This window comes from Pseudomonas sp. FP2196, from assembly GCF_030687715.1.
Classification (GTDB): Bacteria; Pseudomonadota; Gammaproteobacteria; order Pseudomonadales; family Pseudomonadaceae; genus Aquipseudomonas.
In genome coordinates, this window is record NZ_CP117445.1 from 5,840,069 (window position 1) to 5,862,312 (window position 22,244).

Below are 22,244 nucleotides of genomic sequence, written 5' to 3' on the forward strand. Positions count from 1 at the left end.
ATACACAAATCGTGTGAACACCAAAATACTTGTGGGGGCGGGCTTGCCCGTGATGAGGCCATCAGCAACACCGCAATATCCGGATCAGCTCACTCACGCTGCTCAAACCCCTCCCCGGTACACCCCAGACACCGCACAAACGCCGCCTTCGCCGGATCGACCACCAACGCCTGCCCCGCATCACCAATCCCGCCGCCTAGCGCGGTAAACGGCAGCGACACCACAAACACCCCTGCACCGATCACCGTCGCCACAACCAGCAAAGGTCGGGCAATCAGCAAGTCGCCTATCATCGCGTAGGCCGGTGGGTTCTGGATGGTGTAGCGCGGATCACCGCTGCCGCTTTCCGTGGCTTGAACAGCCAGGCTGGAACAGAGCAGCAGGGTGACGAAGAGGGCTTGCAAGGATTTCATGGCACGATCCTTCGGGCTGAACAGTGAGACAACTCACTATAGACCGTAGGACTTTTTCGGCCCTTTGCCTCAGGTCTGACAGCGCGGGCAGAACACACTGGCACGCTGGCCGAGCTTCACTTCACGCAGACCGGTGCCGCAGACCTTGCAGTGTTCACCGCCTCGGCCATAAACAAACAGTTCCTGCTGGAAATACCCTGGCTGCCCGTCACCGCCAATGAAATCACGCAACGTAGTGCCGCCACGCTCGATGGCAGCAGCGAGGATGCGTTTGATCTCGATCGCCAGCTTCAGATAACGCCCCCGGGAAATGCCCCCGGCCTCGCGGCGTGGATCGATGCCGGCGGCGAACAGCGCTTCGGTCGCATAGATATTGCCGACCCCGACCACCACCGCGTTGTCCATGATGAACGGCTTGACCGCCATCGAACGCCCGCGCGACAGCTGAAACAAGCGCTCGCCGTCGAACAGATCGGTCAACGGTTCCGGCCCGAGACGAATCAGCAATTCGTGATTGAGCGGATCGGTGCTCCACAACATCGCGCCGAACCGCCGTGGATCGGTGTAACGCAGGGCCAGGCCCGACTCCAGTTCGATATCGACATGCTCATGCTTGAGCGCCGGCAGACCGGCCTCAACCAGACGCAGATTGCCCGACATACCCAAATGGCTGATCAACGTACCGACCTCTGCGTTGATCAACAGATACTTGGCCCGTCGCTCGACCAACACGATGCGCTGCCCGGACAGACGCATATCAAGGTCTTCGGGGATCGGCCAGCGCAGCCGACGGTCACGCACGATCACCCGGCTGACGCGCTGGCCTTCCAGATGCGGGGCGATGCCCCGGCGAGTGGTTTCGACTTCCGGCAGTTCAGGCATGGCGTCCTCGAATCAATGCGCGCCGAGGTCGCGGATCGTTTGTTTGAGGGTTTCGAAGTCATAGTCCGACAACCCCACGTAATCGAGAATCAGCGGGCCGATGCTGCTCCATTCGTAGTCTTCGGTCTGATTGCCCAGCACGCGATACGAAGCGCAAATGTGCTCGGCCATCTTGAGGATCGCCAACAGGTTTTTCATCTGACTGTTGCGCGACGACTCGTCGCTGAAAATCGCCAGGGCATTGTGGTGATTGGCAATGGCCGTGCTGACATGCTCCGGAAGTCGCCAGGACTTGGCGGTGTAATAACCGACCACCGCGTGGTTGGTGTTGAACTCGGCGTTTTCGGTGTCCACCACTCGACATTCAGAGGTGGCATTGGCGTAGGCCGTTTCCAGCACCGACATGTAATTAGGGAACCGCTGCAGCATCAACGGCACGCCGCAATCGTGAAACAGGCCCAACGCATAGGCTTCATCGCCCGCCTGCGTGCCGATGCGCTTGGCCAGGGTCAGGCAAGTCATCGCCACGTCCTGGGCGGTGTCCCAGAAACGATTGAGAGTGACGATGGTGTCGTCGTTCATCTCGCCCTTGATCGACTGCGCGTTGATCAGGTTGATGATCGAACGGCTGCCCAGCAGATTCACCGCACGCTGGATCGAAGTGATCTTGTTGCTCAAGCCGTAATACGGCGAGTTGACGATTTTCAGCAGCGCGCCGGACAGGCCGGGATCCTGGGCGATCAGCTTGGCGATCACCTCCAGGTCCGGGTCGGGCATGTACTGCTCCATTTGCAGATCCACCATGATCTGCGGCTGCGCGGGCACGCTGATGCCTTGCAGGGATTGTTGAATCTGTTCGGTGGTCAGCTCTTGGGACATAAGTACACACTCTGGGACAGGCGGCGATTCTAACCCCTAAAAACCGCTGGACGACACACCAGTGGGCAATTGTCAGGAACTTTCATTCAAGCCCCGGCTTCGGACTCTGTAATGCCCACAGGATCATTGCGGTCCCACGTGGCGGCAAATCCCCACAGACTCAGGAGCTTACTGATGGCCACTTCCCTCAACGGCAAGCGCGTCGCTTTTTTGGTAACCGATGGTTTCGAACAGGTTGAATTGACGGGTCCCAAACAGGCCCTGGAAGAGGCTGGCGCTCAAGTCGATATCCTTTCGGCGGAAGCTGGCAAGGTCAAAGGCTGGAACCACGACAAACCGGCCGATGACTTCACGGTCGACCAGACTTTCCAGGCCGCCAGCAGTGAGCAATACGACGCAATCGTCCTGCCCGGCGGCGTGCAGAATTCCGACACCATCCGCATCGATCAGGACGCCCAGCACCTGGTCAAGACCGGCACCTCCGCCGGCAAGCCGATTGCGGTGATCTGCCATGGCAGTTGGCTGCTGATTTCGGCGGGGCTGGTCAATGGCAAGACCATGACCAGTTACAAAACGGTCAAGGATGATCTGGTGAATGCGGGCGCCCACTGGGTCGATCAGGAAGTGGTCAGAGACGGTCACTTGATCAGCAGCCGTCAGCCGGATGATATTCCGGCGTTCAGTCGTGAGTTGATCGACGCTCTGTCGGCGTAGCGTTCATGACCTCTTCGCGAGCCTGCTCGCGAAGAGGTCATCAGCGTTTCATCGCACGCCAAACCCGACACAAGTCGCAACACGGTATACTCCCGCTCTTTTTTCCGGAGCGACGTCATGTCCCTGCCTAGCTTGCGCCTCAAAGCCAACGCCGACCGTCGCCTGCGCGCCGGTCACCTGTGGGTCTACAGCAACGAAATCGACGTGGCCGCCACGCCACTGCACGGCTTTAATGCTGGCGATCAGGCGATCCTCGAAGCTGCCGGCGGCAAACCGCTGGGCATCGTGGCCATGAGCCCGAACAATCTGATTTGCGCCCGCCTGCTGTCGCGCGACACTAAAGTTGCGCTGGACAAATCGCTGCTGGTGCATCGCCTGAACGTCGCCCTGTCGCTGCGCGAACGTCTGTTCGACAAGCCGTTCTATCGTCTGGTCTACGGCGATTCCGATCTGCTGCCAGGTCTGGTGGTCGACCGTTTCGGTGACATCCTCGTGGTGCAGATTGCCTCGGCAACCATGGAAGCGCACAAAGACGACGTAATTGCCGCGCTGACCCAAGTGCTCAAGCCAAGCGGCATTCTGTTCAAGAACGACTCCGCCGCACGTGACGCCGAAGGCCTCAACCGCTACGTCGAAACCGTGTTCGGTCTGGTGCCGGAGTGGGTCGCACTGGAAGAGAACGGCGTGAAATTCGAAGCCCCGGTCATTCAGGGTCAGAAAACCGGTTGGTTCTACGATCACCGCATGAACCGCGCGCGCCTGGCCCCCTACGCCAAAGGCAAACGCGTACTCGACCTCTATAGCTACATCGGTGGTTGGGGCGTACAGGCCGCCGCGTTCGGCGCCAGCGAAGTGTTCTGCGTCGATGCCTCGGCCTTCGCCCTTGACGGTGTCGAGCGCAACGCCGCGCTGAACGGTTTTGCCGACAAGATGACCTGCATCGAAGGCGACGTATTTGAAGCCTTGAAAGAGCTGAAAGCCAGCGAAGAGCGCTTCGACGTGATCGTGGCCGACCCGCCAGCGTTCATCAAACGCAAGAAAGACATGAAGAACGGTGAAGGCGCCTACCGTCGTCTGAACGAGCAAGCCATGCGCCTGCTCAACAAGGACGGCATCCTGGTCAGCGCTTCGTGCTCGATGCACCTGCCGGAAGACGATCTGCAGAACATCCTGCTGACCAGTGCCCGTCACCTGGATCGCAACATCCAGTTGCTGGAGCGCGGCGGTCAGGGTCCGGATCACCCGGTGCACCCGGCCATTGCCGAAACCCGCTACATCAAGAGCATCACCTGCCGCCTGCTGCCTAACAGCTGATCAATGCGGATAACGGGGAGCCAGCAGGCTCCCCGTTTGCTGTACGCCTGGCCCTGGCGGTCATTCGGCGCCTTTTATTCCTTCCGACGTTCTCGACGTCCTACACTTGCCTTCCTATGAACGTGCAGGATATTTCCTTACGTCTTTTAATTATTGAAACTTAACCTACAAAGCACATCTCCAGCTAAAGATTATTCCGACAAAATTACTGGAGCATTCCTACTTAATATCCACTTGCCAATAATCCATTACAAACTATTATGAAGTTGTCGCCACGAGGTGACTTAAACTTTCAACGAACAAGGAGTTCACATCATGAAAAAGATTTCTCTGGAAACCAACAAAATCGCAAACCTGGCTTTTCTGGTTGCTGCTAAAACCCGTTAAGTAAGTCAGGACGCTGGGGAGTGCCGGCAACTCAGCGTCCTTCCGACTTCAGCCAGAGTAAATAGCCCCATGCACATCAATCCTTACCTGTTTATATTGCCGCGCTCGCCAAAACAAATAGTATGGAACTACAAAGAACATGCTCAATATGAGCTGGATATAAACTACTCATCGCGCCTTGCCCAACTAATAAACAATCCAGACTTATTCGATACACACAACATAATAGACACACAACTACTCAGCGCGGGCATTCTAACCGTTTCAAAAATCGACACCCCGCAATGGGGCTGGGATGAATTATCAAAGATCTATCACATCGGCACTCAAAACATTCCCTGCGAACACGCCCCTCAGAATATTCATGAGTGGTCCAGACAATATCTGGCGCACTGCAACGAAGTATTGGCTAGCCCGGCTCCCGCGACAGAACGCCCGCAGCATCAATCTGCACCGCGCATCGCCCTGCCCGTCCCCCGCGCACTGAGCAACGATAGCCTGAATAACGCGCTGCTCCAGCGAAAGACCTGTCGTTCCTTTACGGGTGCAGCAATGACGCTCAGCGACGTCAGCACCCTGCTTTATCTTTCGCTTGGTTATCTCCACGAGCGCGACATTGATCGCGACGCCACCATCGCCCAAGACCTCGGCGCACGTCGCAGCAGTCCCTCCGGTGGCGGTCTGAACGCATGCGAAGGCTTTCTGATGGTGCAGAATGTCGAGGATCTGGAGCCCGGCATCTACGCCTATCACCCGGCGGAACACACCCTGAGCCGGGTTAATCCATTGCCACAAGCGGCACCGGGCGATTTGCTCGGCGGCCAGCATTTCATCAACAACCTGCCGCTGGGGTTGTTCATCACGGCCCGATTTGACCGGCTCTGGTGGAAGTACGAGCACTCACGGGCCTACCGCATGGCATTCGTCGAAGCCGGCCATCTGTCACAAACCTTTCAACTGGTGGCTACCGCGCTTGGCTTCAATACCTGGTTGACCGGCGCGTTTGCCGACAAGCAGGTCGAAACACTGCTCAAACTTGAGGAAAGCGCGGAACAGCCACTGTTCTTTGTCGGCTGCGGGAAAAGCGATGGACAGGCAATGTGCCAGGAAATGCGCGATCTGTTGCGCGAGGTCCAGACATGACCCTGCTGATCCCTGATCCGCATGAAGTACCGGTGTCATGGGCGCACAAGTTCACCCTGGGGGACTGGGACAGTCGAGCCTCGGTACGCAGCAGCACCCACGACTACCAATTGCCGGACGACGTGCAGCAACAACTGCAAAGCCGCTATTGGTTCCCACCCGCCTTCCTGCCCTATCTGGCTCACCCGGCGATACAGGCCGCGGGGCGCGAGGTATTGCATCGGCTGACGGCCAATCACCTGGTGCACTTTCTCGACTACACCACGCTGCTCGAACACCGCATCGTCAATCGTGCAGTTGAAGTCATCGCGCATCGGGAGCTGCCCATTTACGTGCCGCTGCCAATGAAACACTCGGCACTGCAGCTCTACACCGACGAGGGTTACCACGCGCTGTTCTCCAATCGTCTCGCGGAGCAGATCGCCGGGCTTTACGGAATCACCGGGCGGCCGACGATCCCCAAGCGGATCACCCGCATGAACGCACTGATCGCCCGCACCCCGGAGAAGAACCGTGCACTGGCATGGTTTCTGCTCGGCTTCGTCTCGGAGACCATCATTGCCCGAGAGCTGCTGGACATCTGCCGCGACACTCTGGTGTCCAGCGTGAACGACATGCTGCGCGACCATCTGGCCGACGAAGCCCGCCACAGTCGCTACTTTGCCGAAGTGTTCCACTACTGCTGGCTGTCCATGAACAGCCGCCAGCGCACGTTTGTGAGCAGAACGCTGCTGGAGATCATCGGGATTTTCTTCGAGATCGATGAACGCTGGCTGCAACAGAGCCTGCGTGGCGCGGGTATCGCCGACAGCGACGTGATGGAGATTGTCCGCAGCATGACGACGGTGCAGGCCAACCGCGCGCGTGCACGATCAGGTTGCGTCGCTACGCTGGATGCATTGCGCAAGGCGGGATTTTTCGCCACGCCCCATAACCAGACACTTTTTGCCAAGGCAGGACTGATCGATGGATAAAGGAAAATCCGTGGTAACCGCCCGTCAACGTCGCGGGGCTGTCAGCCTATTGCTGGCGATGGTGTTGCTCGGCGTGTTTCCACTGGATGTCCTGCTGCCTTCGTTTCCGGCACTGGCGGCGCACTTTCGCAGCACACCGGCGGACATCGCGCTGTCGATCAGTCTGTTCGCCGTAGGTATCGCGTTTGCCCAAGTGTTGATCGGCCCGCTGTCCGACGTGATCGGGCGCAAGGGCTTGTTGCTCGCCGGCATGAGCGTATCGATGCTCGGTGCCGTCGGTTGCGTGATAACCAGTGATTACGCGCTGTTCCTGATGTTCCGGGTGGTACAGGCAGTGGGGTGCGGCTGCTTCGTGCTGTCCCAGGCACTGGTGCAGGATCTGTTCGAAGGTGAGGAGCGTGATCGTCTGCGTATCCTGATGGTCACGGCTACCGGGATTTTCATCTCGGTATCGCCGCTGGCCGGCACTTTTCTGCAAGCCACCCTCGGCTGGCGCGGCAGCTTCTGGGTGTTCACTGCGCTCGCTGCCGCGGTGTTGCTCAAGGCCTGGGTTTTCCTGGAGAACACCCGTCCCGCTGCCAGCGGCCCTCCCCTGAGTTTCCTCAAGGCCTATCGACGGGTGTTGGGAGATTTCGACTTCGTCGGCTACTGGCTGATTTCAGCCTTTGCGTTCGCCTGCCATTTCTCGTTTATCGTCATTTCACCGCTGATATTCATGGACCAGCTGCAATTGTCGGCCTATGACTTTTCGCTGATCCTGCTGGTGTATGGCGCCGCGTATGTCGTGGGGGGCATCATCGCCACGTTACTGAATCGACGTATCACGCCGGGCCGACAAATCATCACCGGGCTAAGCCTGATCCTGCTGTCGGGACTGGCGATGCTGTATCTGGCGGCCAACCATGTGCTGGCCCCCGTGACAGTGCTGATTCCGATGCTGATCTGCACCGCCGGCACCACCATTGCGCGCCCGGCTGCCACTTCACGGGCCATGAGCCTGTTTCCTGAAAACGCCGGCACTTCAGCCTCGGCCGGCAGCACGATCATCTTCATCTGCGGCGGGCTGATCAGTGCGTTGATCAGCCTCAGCCCGACCAATCTGCAATCGACGCTGGGCTACAGCTTCGTGCTGCTCAGCGGCATCGCGCTGATGCTCAACAGCCGGATCAGCCAGCGCGCCAGGAACCTGCAGGTCAATGCGATCGCGCGGACGGGTAGCGATTAAACCTGCCGGTCGTCATGCCACACGCCCCTTCGGCACGGGAACAACGCTTTGCGCCATTCCCTCCAGACGCCAGCGGTGTAGAATCGCCTGATTCATCGCCATTCATCCCCCGGCGGGTTTATGAGCTCAGGCTGAGGCAAGCGGCGATCCCGCAAAGTCATCGGCAACTTCAGGACACACGGCCATTTCTGAGTGTTCCAGACGTCAATAGAAGCTCACTCCCCTTTGATACCTGATTAGCCGCCCGGAGTGCTCCATGCCAGATTACCGCTCGAAAACATCCACCCACGGCCGCAACATGGCCGGCGCCCGCGCACTGTGGCGTGCCACCGGGATGAAAGATGACGACTTCAAAAAGCCGATCATCGCCATTGCCAACTCCTTCACCCAGTTCGTGCCTGGCCATGTCCACCTGAAAGACCTGGGCCAACTGGTTGCCCGCGAAATCGAGCGCGCCGGTGGTGTTGCCAAGGAATTCAACACCATCGCCGTGGATGACGGCATCGCCATGGGGCACGACGGCATGCTGTATTCGCTGCCGAGCCGCGAGATCATCGCCGACTCCGTCGAATACATGGTCAACGCCCACTGCGCCGACGCCATCGTCTGCATCTCCAACTGCGACAAGATCACCCCCGGTATGTTGATGGCTGCCTTGCGCCTGAACATTCCGGTGATCTTCGTTTCCGGCGGTCCGATGGAAGCCGGCAAGACCAAACTCGCTTCCCATGGCCTCGACCTCGTCGACGCCATGGTGATCGCCGCCGACTCCAGCGCTTCTGACGAGAAAGTCGCTGAATACGAGCGCAGCGCCTGCCCCACCTGCGGTTCGTGCTCCGGCATGTTCACCGCCAACTCGATGAACTGCCTGACCGAAGCCCTGGGCCTCGCACTGCCGGGCAACGGTTCGACCCTCGCCACCCACAGCGACCGCGAGCAACTGTTCCTGCAGGCCGGCCGTACCATCGTCGAGCTGTGCAAGCGTTACTACGGCGAGAACGACGAATCGGTGCTGCCGCGCAACATCGCCAACTTCAAAGCGTTCGAAAACGCGATGATGCTCGACATCGCCATGGGCGGCTCGACCAACACCATCCTGCACCTGCTGGCTGCCGCCCAAGAGGCGGAAATCGATTTCGACCTGCGCGACATCGACCGTCTTTCGCGCAGCGTGCCGCAGTTGTGCAAAGTCGCGCCGAACATCCAGAAGTACCACATGGAAGACGTGCACCGCGCCGGCGGCATCTTCAGCATTCTCGGTTCGCTGGCCCGTGGCGGCCTGCTGCACACCGACCTGCCGACCGTGCACAGCCGCAGCATGGAAGAAGCCATCGCCAAGTGGGACATCACCCAGACCACCGATGAAGCCGTGCATCACTTCTTCAAGGCAGGTCCTGCGGGCATCCCGACCCAGACCGCGTTCAGCCAGTCGACTCGCTGGGAAACTCTGGACGATGACCGTGAAAACGGCTGCATCCGCAGCTTCGAACACGCGTACTCGCAAGAAGGCGGCCTGGCCGTGCTGTACGGCAACATCGCCCTGGACGGCTGCGTGGTTAAAACCGCCGGCGTCGACGAGTCGATCCACGTCTTCGAAGGCAACGCGAAGATCTTCGAAAGCCAGGACAGCGCCGTACGCGGCATCCTCGCCGACGAAGTGAAGGCGGGTGACATCGTCATCATTCGCTACGAAGGCCCGAAAGGCGGCCCAGGCATGCAGGAAATGCTTTACCCGACCTCGTACCTGAAATCCAAAGGCCTGGGCAAGGATTGCGCCTTGCTCACCGACGGTCGCTTCTCCGGCGGCACCTCGGGTCTGTCCATCGGCCACGCTTCGCCAGAGGCTGCGGCCGGTGGCGCGATCGGTCTGGTGCAGGACGGCGACAAGGTGCTGATCGACATTCCGAACCGCTCGATCAACCTGTTGGTCAGCGACGAAGAACTGGCTGCACGCCGCGCCGAACAGGACAAGAAGGGCTGGAAACCTGTTGAAGTGCGTCCACGTAAAGTGACCACCGCACTAAAGGCCTACGCCCTGCTGGCGACCAGTGCCGACAAGGGTGCTGTGCGTAACAAGGCGATGCTCGACGGGCTGTAAGCGTCAATCGCAGAAACAAAAATGCCCCGCCAAGTGCGGGGCATTTTTTTGCCGGAAGAATTGAAAACCCGATCCCTTCGGCAGCTCCTACAGGGTGAGATTTGGGTTTTTGATCGCTCCCACGCAGAGCGTGGGAACGATCATGCGTGTTCAGGCTTACTGAATCTCTTCAGACTTGACGATCACCCAGTTCTTGTCCGCCGTCACCTGCAACCCTTCCTTGGCCTGCGCTGCGGCGTGCTTGGCCATCATGCCGTTTATCTGGGTCATGTATTTGTCCTTGCGGTTGATCCACAAGTGAATACCGCCCTTGGCCACATCGACATCGTGGAACAGCATGTAGCCGTCACTGGTTGGCGTATCGCCGCCTACCAGAACCGGTTTTTTCCACTCATCGATGTAGGTCAGAATCGCCGCGTGCTTGCCGGCCATCCAGGTCGCCGGGGTCCACAGGTAAGGGGTCAATTCTAGGCCGAGGTTGGCCTTCTCGTCATATTTGCCGGCGGTGATCTGCTTGCGTGCGGTGGTCAGTTCGCCAGTTTTCGGATCTTTGAGCAGCAGCGACACGCCGATGACGTTCTGCGGTTTGACGTTGTAGCCGTACTTCGGATCGGCCGCGACCATGCGCACCAGTTCTTCGGAGGCGGCAGTCATCACGTAGACCTCGATGCCGTTCTCCATCAACTTGTTGTAGAGCTCTTGCTGACCGGTGAAGATCTTCGGCGGATTGACGTCGAGCTTCTTGACCACATCGCCTTCGTAATACGTCGCCGGCACCGGTTTGCCCGAGGCCATCAGCTCATCGACATAGCCTTTGAGTTCCTTGAGGGTGAACCCGGAGAACACCTGCGCCACCCACGGGTAGCAGACCATGTCGTCGACTTCGCAGAGGCGATAGTAGTAACTGAACAGACTTTCCTTATGGTCGGCGGTGTCCTTGAACGGCATCAGTTTCAGCGAGGGATCGAGCTTGTCGCGGGTGATCAGGCCCTTGTTTTCCATGAACGGCAGCAAGGACTCTTCAAGGTCGTAGCGGTAACTGGTGTTGTCCATGTCGAACACCGCGTAGTTACCCTTGTTGGCGTTGGCGGCGATCATCGCGTCCAGTGCCTTGGCCTGATCGGCCGGCCAGTGTTTGAGGTCAGTGGCGAAAGCCTGACCGGCCAGGCCCAAACCTACCGTCAGTGCGACAGCCAGAAATTTCGGTGCGAACTTCATCGATGCTTTCTCCCTGAGCTAAAGACATCGACGCTAACAAATAAGTGTGACAGCCCTCGTCTGTCAGCGACCGTCCACGTCCCCATCGCGCCAGATGCATTCCCGAGAGCGACGCGCGCTTATTCCAAAAGCGACTATTACCATACGTTTTCGGTATTAATTCATTGGAAATCAAACTGTTAGGCTTGCCGGTTCGCAGCAGCCCCGGAAGGCTGTTGGCAAAGTCTTTTCTGGAGTTCTCATGAATCTACCGCTGATTCTCAACCTGCTGGTGTTCCTCGCCCTGCTCTTCGGTCTGGCGCAAACCCGCCACACCTCGTGGAGCCTGGCGAAAAAAGTCCTGCTCGCGCTGGTGTTGGGCGTAGCGTTCGGCGTGGCTCTACACACCGTTTACGGTGCCGGTAACCCGGTGCTGAAAGCCTCGATCGGCTGGTTCGATCTGGTCGGCAACGGTTACGTGCAGTTGCTGCAAATGATCGTCATCCCGCTGGTGTTTGCCTCGATCCTCAGCGCCGTGGCGCGTCTGCACAACGCTTCGTCGCTGGGCAAGATCAGCTTCCTGACCATCGGCACGCTGCTGTTCACCACCGCGATTGCGGCGCTGATCGGTATTGGCCTGACCAACCTGTTCGGCCTCACCGCTGAAGGTCTGGTCGCCGGCACGCAGGAAATGGCTCGTCTGCAAACCATTCAGAGTGACTACGCCGGCAAGGTCGCCGACCTGAATGTGCCGCAGTTGCTGCTATCGTTCATCCCGCAAAACCCGTTCGCCGATCTGGCGCGGGCCAAGCCGACCTCGATCATCAGCGTGGTGATCTTCGCAGCGTTCCTGGGGGTTGCCGCGCTGCAACTGCTCAAGGATGACGTCGAGAAAGGTCAGAAAGTGATCAACGCCATCGACACCCTGCAAGCCTGGGTGATGCGTCTGGTGCGTCTGGTGATGAAGCTGACCCCGTATGGCGTACTGGCGCTGATGACCAAAGTGGTCGCCGGTTCCAACCTGCAAGACATCATCAAGCTCGGCAGTTTCGTGGTGGTGTCGTACCTCGGCCTGGGCCTGATGTTCGTCGTCCACGGTTTGCTGGTGTCGGCCGCCGGGATCAACCCGCTGCGTTTCTTCCGCAAGATCTGGCCGGTGCTGACGTTCGCGTTCACCAGCCGTTCCAGCGCCGCGAGCATCCCGCTGAGCATTGAGGCGCAGACTCGTCGCCTGGGGATTCCGCAATCGGTGGCCAGTTTCGCCGCTTCGTTCGGTGCGACCATCGGCCAGAACGGTTGCGCGGGTCTGTACCCGGCGATGTTGGCGGTGATGGTGGCGCCGACCGTGGGCATCAATCCGCTGGACCCGCTGTGGATCGCGACGCTGGTGGCGATTGTCACGCTGAGTTCGGCCGGTGTGGCGGGCGTGGGTGGCGGTGCGACGTTCGCGGCGCTGATCGTGCTGCCGGCGATGGGTTTGCCGGTGTCACTGGTGGCGTTGCTGATTTCGGTCGAGCCGCTGATCGACATGGGCCGCACGGCGTTGAACGTGAGTGGTTCGATTACCGCCGGTGCGATTACCAGTCAGGTGATGCAGCAGACGGATAAAGCGCTGCTGGATGCGGATGAGCATGCGGAGTTGGCGCAGGCTTGATGTAAAGCAAGATCAAAAGATCGCAGGCTTCGCCAGCTCCTACAGGGGAAATGCGAACACCCTGTAGGAGCTGCCGCAGGCTGCGATCTTTTATGCCTTCTCCCAAACCTCGAAGTTGTACGCAGGTTTATCGCCTTCAGCCGGATTCGGTACATTCGACACCAGCGTCCACTGGTTCAGATCAAACTCCGGAAACCACGCATCGCCCTCCGGGCTCAGCGCCACACGGGTCAGATACAGACGATCCGCCTGCGCCAGCCCCTGCGCATACAACTGCGCGCCGCCAATCAGCATCAGCTCATCGACGCCCTGCGCTTTCGCCCATTCTTCGGCGCGAACCACGGCAGCCTCCAGCGACGGATAAACCTCCGCACCTTCCAGCACCATGTCATGCTGACGGCTGACCACGATGTTCAACCGGCCCGGCAGCGGCCGACCGAGGGAATCCCAGGTCTTGCGACCCATGATGATCGGCTTGCCCAAGGTCGTGGCCTTGAAGTATTTGAAGTCCCCCGGCAGGTGCCAGGGCATGCTGTTATCGACGCCGATCACGCGGTTTTCACCGAGGGCTGCAATCAGGCTGAGGGGAAGTGATTTAGTCATGCCGGCGAGGATACCAGAGCCTCGCTTGACCCGATAAGCGCCACAGCGGTTATGCTCACGGCTCAATTGAGCGACGGGATGCCGCGTGACACAACTGACTCCACTGCAAAACCTCTGGTTGACCGAAACCGTGCGCCTGCGCGAAGAACACGCAGGCCCCCTGGATGACCTGGAAGCCAATCGTCTGGCTCGCGCGGCGGGCGGTGATCTGCCGAGCCGGATACAGCGCCGTGCCTTGTGGCTGGCTGAGCGTGACGGGCTGACCAGCGCACTCAAACACTGGCTGCAAGGCGCACGTCTGGCACTGGCGCTGCTGATGATTTTTGCCGTACTGAGCGGCGCCGCACTGGCCTTCGCCGCGCTGGGGCAGACCCCGGTAAACGTCTTTTGGGCCCTGGGCAGTCTGCTCGGGCTGAATCTGATTCTGCTGCTGAGCTGGGCGCTGGGGCTGATCTTTGCGGGCGAACACGGCGCCACGCTCGGGCGCCTGTGGTTATGGCTCAGCGAAAAACTCGCCCGCGACGCCAAAGCCGCGCAACTGGCGCCGGCCTTGCTGCTGATGCTGCAACGCAAGAAACTCAATCGCTGGGCGCTCGGTGCATTGGTCAACGGCCTGTGGCTGCTGGCGATGTTCAGCGCTCTGGTTCTGTTGCTGACGTTGATGGCGACCCGGCGCTACGGCTTCGTCTGGGAAACCACGATTCTCAGCGCCGACACGTTCATCAACATGACCCAGGCCCTCGGATCTCTGCCGGCGCTGATCGGTTTCAATGTGCCGACGGTGGAAATGATCCGCGCCAGCGGTGACGGTGCGCTCGATATCGAAAGTGCTCGTCAGGCCTGGGCGACGTGGCTGGTCGGTGTGCTGGTGGTTTACGGCGTGCTGCCGCGCCTGCTGTTGGCGCTGTTGTGTTTCTGGCGCTGGAACAGCGGCAAAGCGGCGCTGCGTCTGGACCTGAACCTGCCCGGCTACGCGCAACTGCGCGAACGCCTGATGCCCACCAGCGAACGCCTCGGCGTCACCGACGCCGCACCTGAGCATCTGCATCGAGTGGAAAGCAACGTCAGCGAACACGCCAGCGACGGCGCATTGCTGGTGGCCATCGAACTCGACGAGCAACGCCCATGGCCGCCCGCCCTGCCGAAAAACGTCAGCAATGCCGGCATCCTCGACAGCCGCGAATCGCGCAACAAACTGCTCGAACAACTGAGTCGCTTCCCCCCGGCACGACTGGCGATTGCCTGCGATCCACGGCGCTCGCCGGATCGCGGCAGCCTCGCGCTGATCGCCGAACTGGCGCGCAACGCCAGCACCACCCGCGTCTGGCTGCTGCAAGCGCCACCCGGCGAAGCGCTGGACGCTGAACGCCTCGGCGACTGGCACGTCGCGCTGCAACAACTGGAGCTGCCTTTTGCCGATAGCGCGCCGATGAACTGGCTGGAGAACGGTCATGACTGATGCCTTGAAAGCACCGCTGAAACTCGCGGTGGTCGGCCACACCAACGTCGGCAAGACGTCGCTGCTGCGCACCCTGACCCGCGATGTCGGCTTCGGTGAAGTCTCGCATCGCCCAAGCACCACGCGGCACGTCGAAGGTGCGCGGTTGTCGGTGGACGGCGAGCCGCTGCTCGACCTCTACGACACGCCGGGCCTGGAAGACGCCATCGCCCTGCTGGATTTTCTTGAGCGCCTGGAACGCCCCGGCGAACGCCTCGACGGCCCGGCACGGCTGGCGCGGTTTCTCGACGGTAGCGAGGCGCGCCAGCGTTTCGAGCAGGAAGCCAAAGTGCTGCGGCAACTGCTCGCTTCCGACGCCGGTTTGTATGTAATCGACGCCCGCGAGCCGGTGCTGGCGAAATATCGTGATGAACTGGAAGTGCTGGCCAGTTGCGGCAAACCGCTGCTACCGGTGCTGAACTTCGTCAGCAGCGCCAACCACCGCGAACCGGATTGGCGTGAGGCATTGGCGCGATTGGGCCTGCACGCGCTGGTGCGTTTCGACAGCGTCGCACCGCCGGAGGATGGCGAGCGACGGTTGTATGAAAGCCTCGCGCTGCTGCTGGAAAACGCCCGGCCACAACTGGAACGGTTGATTGCTGATCAACAGGCTCAGCGACTCGCCCGTCAGCAAAGTGCTGCGCGGTTGATCGCCGAGTTGCTGATCGACTGCGCCGCGTGTCGGCGCAGTGTGGTCAGCGAAGCGGAACAGGAACAGCAAGCCATCAGCGAATTGCGCAAGGCTGTGCGTCAGCGTGAGCAGCGTTGTGTCGAAGCCTTGCTCAAGCTCTATGCGTTTCGCCCGCAAGATGCGACGGCCAGTGATTTGCCGTTGCTCGACGGGCGTTGGGGCGATGACCTGTTCAACCCGGAAACCTTGAAGCAACTCGGTGTGCGCGTGGGTGGCGGGATTGCAGCCGGCGCGGCCGCCGGGGCTGGCGTCGACTTGCTGGTGGGCGGGATTACCCTCGGTGCTGCCGCATTGGCCGGTGCGATTGCCGGGGGCGCGCTGCAAACGGCCCGCAGTTATGGCAGTCGTTTGCTGGGCAAGATCAAAGGGCAGCGGGAATTGACGGTGGATGATGGCGTGCTGCGGTTGTTGGCGTTGCGGCAGCGGCAGTTGCTGTTGGCGCTCGATCAGCGCGGGCATGCGGCGATGGACGCGGTTCAGGTGGCAACACCACAGGACAAAACCTGGCGTGAGGGCAAGTTGCCGGAGGCGTTGAGCAAAGCGCGGGCGCATCCGCAGTGGTCATCGCTTAATCCGCATGCGAAGTTGAATCAGGCGGAGCGGCAGGAGCAGATTGAGTCTCTGGCCGCAGATTTGTAGCGCCTGAGCCGGCCTCTTCGCGAGCAGGCTCGCTCCCACATTGGATCGTGGTCACAACACCAAACCTTGTGGGAGCGAGCCTGCTCGCGAATGGCGCTACTCAGTGGCACGGATTACGCACAGCCAGCAGCCGCGCCGCTTTCTCCTTCAACACCCCAAGATCCATCACCGCCACTGCCCTCTCCTTGGCCAGCTCATCCCACTGCCGCATGCGCAAACTCACCGCACACAACGGATCGCGCTCAAACTCACCCGCCTCAGCCTCCGTCATCACCCCGCCCTGATACGCCAACGTCCTGCGACTCGCCTCACTCAACCGCTGAAAATACCCCGGCTCACGCAACGTCAAATAACGCTTGGCCTCAACGTGATACTCCACCAACCGCGCCATGCGCTCACTGAACCCGGCCTCACGCAAATAATCCGCGCCAAGCCGTTCATGGCTGACCACGCCATAGCCGCCCATGTTCTGCGCACCCTCGGCACACAGATGGCCGATGTCGTGGAAGAACGCGGCGAGCACCACTTCATCATCAAAGCCTTCAGCCATCGCCAACTGCGCGGCCTGAGACATGTGTTCGATCTGCGACACCGGCTCGCCGATGTAATCACTGGCACCAAAGCGTTCGTACAAACCGAACACCCGGGCGACGACTTGCTCGTGATCTGCCATCAAACCTCCTCCAGCAACTGCGACACATTGCGCTCGGCCATCGCCGGGCCGACGCTCATGCCGACACCCGTGTGCATCAACGCCACACTCAGCCCCGGCGCCGGACGCAGGAATGAAAACGGCCCCGGCCCCCGGGAACCATAGACGCCCTGCCAACGCTCGACCACTTGCACCTTGCAGCCCAGCGTCTGCTCGGCCAGTTCAATCATCCAGTCGTCCACCTGCTCGGCGTTGAACGGCGACGGATCGCTGCCGTAATGGTGCGAGTCGCCGATGATCAGCTCGCCGTAAGGCGTGGGGCTGATCAGCAAGTGAATGCCGTTTTCATGCAGGTGCGGTTGCTCACGCAGAATCTGCGCCTGCACCGCCGCCGCTTCAGGTAGATCCGCGAACGCGCCGTAATGCACGCAGCTCAGGCCGGTGAGCAAGGCGTGTTGCAGATTCAACTCGACTTGCGGTTTGGCGCGAAGCATTTGCAGGCGGCAGATTTGCGGGTCGAGCGCGGCAATCGGCTCGGCCAGCAGGGTCTGATAATCGTGGCCGGAGCAGACGATGATCTGCCCGGCGCTGAAGCTGCCAACGGTGCTGTGCAGGCGCCCCGGCTCGACATCGCGCACCAGCGTGGAGAAGTGAAACTCGACGCCGAGATCACGGCGCAGGTAATCGATCAGCGCCGGAATCGCTTCGCGCGAGTACAGCTGTTGGTCGTCCATGCCGTGGAGTGCGGCGCGGTGATGGCTGAACTGGCCGTGGTACAGATCGCGCAAAGCGGCGCCGCGCAGCAAGTTCACGTTGTAACCGTGTTCCACGGCGCGGCGGTTGCAGAAGGCTTCGAGCAGGTGTTCTTCAGCTTCGGTTCGGGCGAACAGGTACGAGCCGTTGCGCTTGATTTGCAGGCCGGCGAGTTGCGCCCAGTCGCCCCAGATCTCGCGGCTGGCCTTGGCCAGTTCGAGCATCGGGCCGGGTGGCTGGCCGGTGACCAGCGCTTGGCCGAAGTTGCGCACCGAGGCGCCGAGGGGGGTGGCGGTGCGTTCGAAGACGCTGACTTTGAGGCCGCGTTTGGCGGCGGCGTAGGCGTGGGAGAGGCCGAGGATGCCGGCGCCGATGATCAGCAGGTCTTTGTGTTGTGTCATGGGGATGATGTCCTGAATGAAAGACCGCCATCGCTGGCAAGCCAGCTCCCACAGGGAGTTCGGGTGTTCACAGATGTGTGTTCACTCGAGATCCAATGTGGGAGTGAGCCTGCCAGCTCCCACAGGGATTTGTGGTGAACACCGATTGCGAGAACACCTTGAAACCTGTGGGAGCTGGCTTGCCAGCGATGAGGCCCTGTCAGTCGATAAAGATCTTACTTGGCGACGACTTTCTCGGACTTGCCGTCATAGCGCTTGCGCCACTCGGTGAGGATCTCGTCGCGATTCTTCGAGGCCCAGGCAAAGTCGTTCTTGATCAAACGCTGTTCGTAATCTGCCGGCAATTCGGTCTGCGGCTTGGCGATGCCCGGCTGCGCAAGAACGGCGAAGTTTTCCTTGTACAGATCCATCGCTTCGGCACTGGCGGAGAAGTCGGCGAGTTTCTTCGCGGCTTCTTCATGCGGCGTGCCTTTGATCACGGCCGTTGCTTCGATCTCCCAGCCCAGGCCTTCCTTCGGCAAGATGATGTCCAGCGGCGCGCCTTGGCGCTTCAACTGTACGGCCGGGTATTCAAAGGAAATCCCGATCGGAAACTCCCCCGCCGCCGCCAGTTTGCAAGGCTTGGAACCGGAGTGAACGTACTGGCCGATGTTCTGGTGCAGGCCGTCCATGTAAGCCCAGCCCTGCTTCTCGCCGAAGGTTTGCAGCCAGGCGCTGACGTCGAGGAAACCGGTGCCGGACGACGCCGGGTTCGGCATGACGATCTTGCCCTTGTATTCAGGCTTGGTCAGGTCCTGCCAGCTCACTGGCTTGCTCAGGCCCTGCTTTTCGGCTTCGACGGTATTGAAGCAAATGGTCGCGGCCCACACGTCCATGCCGACCCAGGCTGGCGGGTTGGCGGCGTCGCGATAGTTCGCGCCAATTTTGCCGAGATCCTTCGGCGCGTAGCTTTGCAGCATGCCTTGCTGATCGAGGATCGCCAGGCTGGAGGCGGCCAGACCCCATACGGCATCAGCCTGCGGGCGGGCCTTTTCGGCCAGCAGTTTGGCGGTGATGATCCCGGTGGAATCGCGCACCCACTTGATCTCGACGTCCGGGTTGGCCTTTTCGAAGGCTTCTTTGTAGGACTTCAGTTGCTCGGCTTCGAGGGCGGTGTACACCGTCAACTCGGTTTTTGCCGCGAAGGCATTCAGGCTGAAAGTCGCGAGCACAGCAGCGGCCAGGGCCATAGGCTTGAACATGATCGTTTTCCTGTGTTTTGAGTTGAAGGGCAGTTGAAGGTGCAAATCAGTGACCGGGCGCGGTTTGCCGCCAGGCCTGGGAACGGCGCAGCAAGCCGCGCGAAGCCCACGCCAGCAGCAAGGACACGCCCGCCGAGGTGAACAGAATCAGGGTCGACATCGCCGCCGCGCCGCCGACGTTGCCGGCGTCATCCATGTTCAGCACCGCCACCGCTGCGAGGATGGTGTCGGGGCTGTAGAGGAAGATCGCCGCCGACACGGTGGTCATCGCCGAGACAAACAGGTAGCGCACGATGTCCAGCAGCGCCGGCAGGCAGATCGGCACGGTCACACGCAAGTAATGCCGATACAGCGGCGCCTTGAGCGACAGCGCTGCCGCTTCGAACTCGGCGTCGAGCTGACGCAGCGCGGTGGTCGCGGTCATTTGTGCGGTGGTCAAATAGTGAGCAATGGTGCAGACGATCAGCAGCGTCATCGTCCCGTAGAGCACGTGCAACGGGTTACCGGTCAGGTTGAAAAAGAAGACGTAACCCAGACCGAGCACCAGCCCCGGCACCGCCATCGGGATGAAACTGAGCATGCGCAGGGCCAGATTGAGGCCGCGCTGCGTGCGGGTCTTTTCCATCAAATACGCGCCGGTGAAAATCAGCACGCTACCGATCAACGCTGTACCCAACGCCATCTTCAAACTGTTGCTGTAGGCCAGCCAGCCACCGCCGGCGGTTTCGTTGAACTGGTAGTGGTTAAGCGACAGCGACAGGTTGTACGGCCAGAACTTCACCAGCGACGAAAACACCGCCATGCCGAACACCAGCAACAACGCCGCACTGATCAGCAAGACAATCGCCAGATAGCAGCCATCACGCAGCTTCGACGGCGCCGGTTTGAACACCTGCGCGCGGCCACTCATCGAGTCGCCGTGACGCCGACGCAACCAGGCATCGACCCCGAAGCTGAACAGCGCAGGCAGCAACAGCACCATGCCGATCAACGCACCACGCCCGAACTGCTGCTGGCCGACCACGGCTTTGTAGGCTTCCAGCGCCAGCACTTGATAGTCGCCACCGACCACCACCGGCACACCGAAATCGGTGATGGTCAGGGTGAACACCAGACAGAACGCGGCGAACACAGCCTGCCGTGTTGCCGGCCAGGTGATGCTGCGAAACGCCTTGGCCGGACTGGCGCCCATGCTCGATGCGGCGTCGAACAGCCGTGCATCGGCCAGCGACAGCGCCGACAGCAGAATCATCAGCGCATGGGGAAAGGTGTAAATCACCTCACCCAGCACAATCCCCCAGAAGCCGTAGATGTTGTCCGAGAGCAAGCCGCGCAACATGCCCTGATTGCCGAACAGATAGACCAGCGCAATCCCCGGCAGCATCGACGGCGCCATCAGCGGCAACAGAGAAATCCCGCGCCAGATGCCTTTCGCCGGAATCAGCGTGCGTTGCAGCGCGTAGGCAAACAGGTAGGCCAGCGGTACGACGATCGCCGCGACGCTGAGGGAAACTTTCAGGCTGTTGACGAGCAACCAGTGGAAATTCTCGCTGCTCACCAGCTCCTTCGCCGCGACCCAGCCACCGCCCTGCCCCGCTTCGCTACTGAAGCCACGCCAGAAGATCGCCAGCAACGGCAACAGCACCGCAACGCCAAGCAACACCAGCAGCAAGAGTTTGCCGCCGATCACAAAAATCCGGTCGCCGACTTCGGCACGGGAAGTCTGCCGCACCTGCTTGTGCGGTAGCGGCAGCGCGAGGTTGCTGTTCATCAGGCAAACACCTGCAAGCTGCGCGGCGGCAAGGCGACCATGATCTGCTGCGCGCCAAGGCCCGGCATGGCTTCGGGCGCCAGTTCGGCGAGCAGCGCATGGCCCGGCAGTTGATCGAGTTCGAAGCTCATGCGGCAGCGGTTGCCGAGGAAAGTGATCTCGCGCACCTTGGCCGGGAACAGGTTTTCCTCATGCACCAGCGGGTTGACGCTGACCGCTTCCGGGCGGCAGAACAGTCGGCCCGAGGCGCCGCTGACGCTGCCATCGGCCAGACGCACATTCATCCCGCCGACCCGGGCGTGACTGTCGCTGCTGCGCTGGAACGGCAGCCAGTTGCCCTGCCCGACGAACTCGGCTACGAACGGCGTGGCCGGACGGTTGTAGATTTCCTGCGGGGTGGCGTACTGCTCGACACGACCGTTGTTCATCACGGCGATGCGGTCGGCCATCAGCATGGCCTCGTCCTGATTGTGCGTGACCATCAGGGTGGTGATACCGAGGTTGCGTTGCAGTTGGCGCAGTTCGGTGCACAGATGCTCGCGCACCCGAGCATCGAGGGCCGACATCGGCTCGTCGAGCAACAGCAGCGACGGTGCCGGCGCCAGAGCACGGGCCAGTGCAACCCGTTGCTGTTGACCGCCGGACAATTGGCCGGGGTACTTTTTCTCACTGCCGGTGAGGCCGACCAGTTCCAGCATCTCACCCACACGGCGGCGCACTTCGTCGCGACCGCTGCCGGCGAGGCCGTAGGCAATGTTCGCTTCGACGGTCAGATTGGGGAACAGCGCGTAGGACTGGAACAGAATCCCGTAGTCCCGCGCTTGCGGTGCGAGGTGCGAGACGTCGCGGTCACCGAGGTACAACTCGCCACTGTCCTGTTTCTCCAGACCGGCGATGCAACGCAGCAGCGTGGTTTTGCCGCAACCCGACGGGCCGAGCAGGCACACCAGTTCACCGGCGGCGACGTCGAGGGAGACGTTATCCAGGGCAGTGAACGCACCAAAGCGTTTCTGCACGCCGCGCACTTTCATCGGTGCGCCGGGGGTGGTCAGGGTGGTTGCGATGGCAGGATTCATGGGACAGACCTCATCAAGCAGATGAGGCCAATCCTAGAG

At 60.7% G+C, this 22,244-nt stretch carries 19 protein-coding genes; 9 read left to right on the forward strand and 10 right to left on the reverse strand.

The annotated features are described in order from the left end of the window. Window positions 1-89: 89 nt before the first annotated feature. The 3 genes from PSH79_RS26260 to PSH79_RS26270 form a co-directional block, all read right to left on the reverse strand. Window positions 90-413: a multidrug transporter gene (locus PSH79_RS26260; RefSeq protein ID WP_305440335.1), complete on the reverse strand. Its 324-nt coding sequence runs from the start codon at window positions 411-413 to the stop codon at window positions 90-92. A 69-nt stretch (window positions 414-482) separates the two neighbouring features. Beyond that, the gene (gene mutM, locus PSH79_RS26265) at window positions 483-1,295 is read right to left on the reverse strand and encodes a bifunctional DNA-formamidopyrimidine glycosylase/DNA-(apurinic or apyrimidinic site) lyase (RefSeq protein WP_305440336.1); all 813 of its coding nucleotides are present in this window, start codon (window positions 1,293-1,295) and stop codon (window positions 483-485) included. Window positions 1,296-1,307: 12 nt separating this feature from the next. Next, the gene (locus PSH79_RS26270) at window positions 1,308-2,120 is read right to left on the reverse strand and encodes an HDOD domain-containing protein (protein ID WP_305444090.1); all 813 of its coding nucleotides are present in this window, start codon (window positions 2,118-2,120) and stop codon (window positions 1,308-1,310) included. Window positions 2,121-2,348: 228 nt separating this feature from the next. Here PSH79_RS26270 and PSH79_RS26275 point away from each other — a divergent pair, with 228 nt between their 5' ends. From PSH79_RS26275 to ilvD, 6 genes are all read left to right on the forward strand, one after another. Then, window positions 2,349-2,888, forward strand: coding sequence for a type 1 glutamine amidotransferase domain-containing protein (locus tag PSH79_RS26275; protein WP_305440337.1), 540 nt, complete (start codon window positions 2,349-2,351; stop codon window positions 2,886-2,888). A gap of 117 nt (window positions 2,889-3,005) precedes the next feature. After that, on the forward strand, window positions 3,006-4,202 hold the full coding sequence (locus PSH79_RS26280; protein ID WP_007913577.1) for a class I SAM-dependent rRNA methyltransferase: 1,197 nt from the start codon (window positions 3,006-3,008) through the stop codon (window positions 4,200-4,202). Window positions 4,203-4,658: 456 nt separating this feature from the next. Then, window positions 4,659-5,732: a SagB family peptide dehydrogenase gene (locus PSH79_RS26285; RefSeq protein ID WP_305440338.1), complete on the forward strand. Its 1,074-nt coding sequence runs from the start codon at window positions 4,659-4,661 to the stop codon at window positions 5,730-5,732. Continuing rightward, entirely contained in the window at window positions 5,729-6,706 is a 978-nt protein-coding gene (locus tag PSH79_RS26290) for a diiron oxygenase (RefSeq protein WP_305440339.1), read from the forward strand. The genes PSH79_RS26285 and PSH79_RS26290 overlap by 4 nt, the downstream gene beginning before the upstream one ends. Next, complete coding sequence (locus PSH79_RS26295) at window positions 6,699-7,931, forward strand: MFS transporter (RefSeq protein WP_305440340.1); 1,233 nt, start codon at window positions 6,699-6,701, stop codon at window positions 7,929-7,931. The genes PSH79_RS26290 and PSH79_RS26295 overlap by 8 nt, the downstream gene beginning before the upstream one ends. A gap of 256 nt (window positions 7,932-8,187) precedes the next feature. Next, window positions 8,188-10,029, forward strand: coding sequence for a dihydroxy-acid dehydratase (ilvD, locus tag PSH79_RS26300; protein ID WP_095186962.1), 1,842 nt, complete (start codon window positions 8,188-8,190; stop codon window positions 10,027-10,029). Window positions 10,030-10,185: 156 nt separating this feature from the next. On the opposite strand, the gene PSH79_RS26305 is transcribed toward ilvD, so the two are convergent. Then, complete coding sequence (locus PSH79_RS26305) at window positions 10,186-11,247, reverse strand: haloacid dehalogenase-like hydrolase (protein ID WP_305440341.1); 1,062 nt, start codon at window positions 11,245-11,247, stop codon at window positions 10,186-10,188. Window positions 11,248-11,488: 241 nt separating this feature from the next. Between PSH79_RS26305 and PSH79_RS26310 the strand changes: the two genes are divergently transcribed. Continuing rightward, entirely contained in the window at window positions 11,489-12,880 is a 1,392-nt protein-coding gene (locus tag PSH79_RS26310; RefSeq protein ID WP_305440342.1) for an L-cystine transporter, read from the forward strand. 90 nt (window positions 12,881-12,970) lie between these two features. Here PSH79_RS26310 and PSH79_RS26315 read toward each other — a convergent pair whose 3' ends face one another. Next, the gene (locus PSH79_RS26315) at window positions 12,971-13,483 is read right to left on the reverse strand and encodes a dihydrofolate reductase (RefSeq protein WP_305440343.1); all 513 of its coding nucleotides are present in this window, start codon (window positions 13,481-13,483) and stop codon (window positions 12,971-12,973) included. Between the two features lie 85 nt (window positions 13,484-13,568). On the opposite strand from PSH79_RS26315, the gene PSH79_RS26320 reads away from it, so the two are divergent. Further along, a complete protein-coding gene (locus tag PSH79_RS26320) occupies window positions 13,569-14,942 on the forward strand; it encodes a DUF2868 domain-containing protein (RefSeq protein WP_305440344.1) in 1,374 nt (457 codons plus the stop codon). Window positions 14,943-14,946: 4 nt separating this feature from the next. Then, window positions 14,947-16,311 carry a GTPase/DUF3482 domain-containing protein gene (locus PSH79_RS26325; protein WP_305444092.1) on the forward strand — a complete coding sequence of 455 codons (1,365 nt, stop codon included), beginning with the start codon at window positions 14,947-14,949 and terminating at the stop codon, window positions 16,309-16,311. Window positions 16,312-16,411: 100 nt separating this feature from the next. On the opposite strand, the gene PSH79_RS26330 is transcribed toward PSH79_RS26325, so the two are convergent. The 5 genes from PSH79_RS26330 to PSH79_RS26350 form a co-directional block, all read right to left on the reverse strand. Beyond that, on the reverse strand, window positions 16,412-16,984 hold the full coding sequence (locus PSH79_RS26330) for a phosphonate degradation HD-domain oxygenase (RefSeq protein WP_305440345.1): 573 nt from the start codon (window positions 16,982-16,984) through the stop codon (window positions 16,412-16,414). Further along, the gene (locus PSH79_RS26335) at window positions 16,984-18,117 is read right to left on the reverse strand and encodes a TIGR03364 family FAD-dependent oxidoreductase (RefSeq protein ID WP_305440346.1); all 1,134 of its coding nucleotides are present in this window, start codon (window positions 18,115-18,117) and stop codon (window positions 16,984-16,986) included. Before PSH79_RS26335 ends, PSH79_RS26330 begins: the two co-directional genes overlap by 1 nt. Window positions 18,118-18,332: 215 nt before the next feature. Beyond that, window positions 18,333-19,358: a putative 2-aminoethylphosphonate ABC transporter substrate-binding protein gene (locus PSH79_RS26340; RefSeq protein WP_093429804.1), complete on the reverse strand. Its 1,026-nt coding sequence runs from the start codon at window positions 19,356-19,358 to the stop codon at window positions 18,333-18,335. A gap of 46 nt (window positions 19,359-19,404) precedes the next feature. Beyond that, a complete protein-coding gene (locus PSH79_RS26345) occupies window positions 19,405-21,129 on the reverse strand; it encodes a putative 2-aminoethylphosphonate ABC transporter permease subunit (RefSeq protein ID WP_305440347.1) in 1,725 nt (574 codons plus the stop codon). After that, complete coding sequence (locus PSH79_RS26350) at window positions 21,129-22,205, reverse strand: putative 2-aminoethylphosphonate ABC transporter ATP-binding protein (protein ID WP_305440348.1); 1,077 nt, start codon at window positions 22,203-22,205, stop codon at window positions 21,129-21,131. The genes PSH79_RS26345 and PSH79_RS26350 overlap by 1 nt, the downstream gene beginning before the upstream one ends. Window positions 22,206-22,244: the final 39 nt, after the last annotated feature.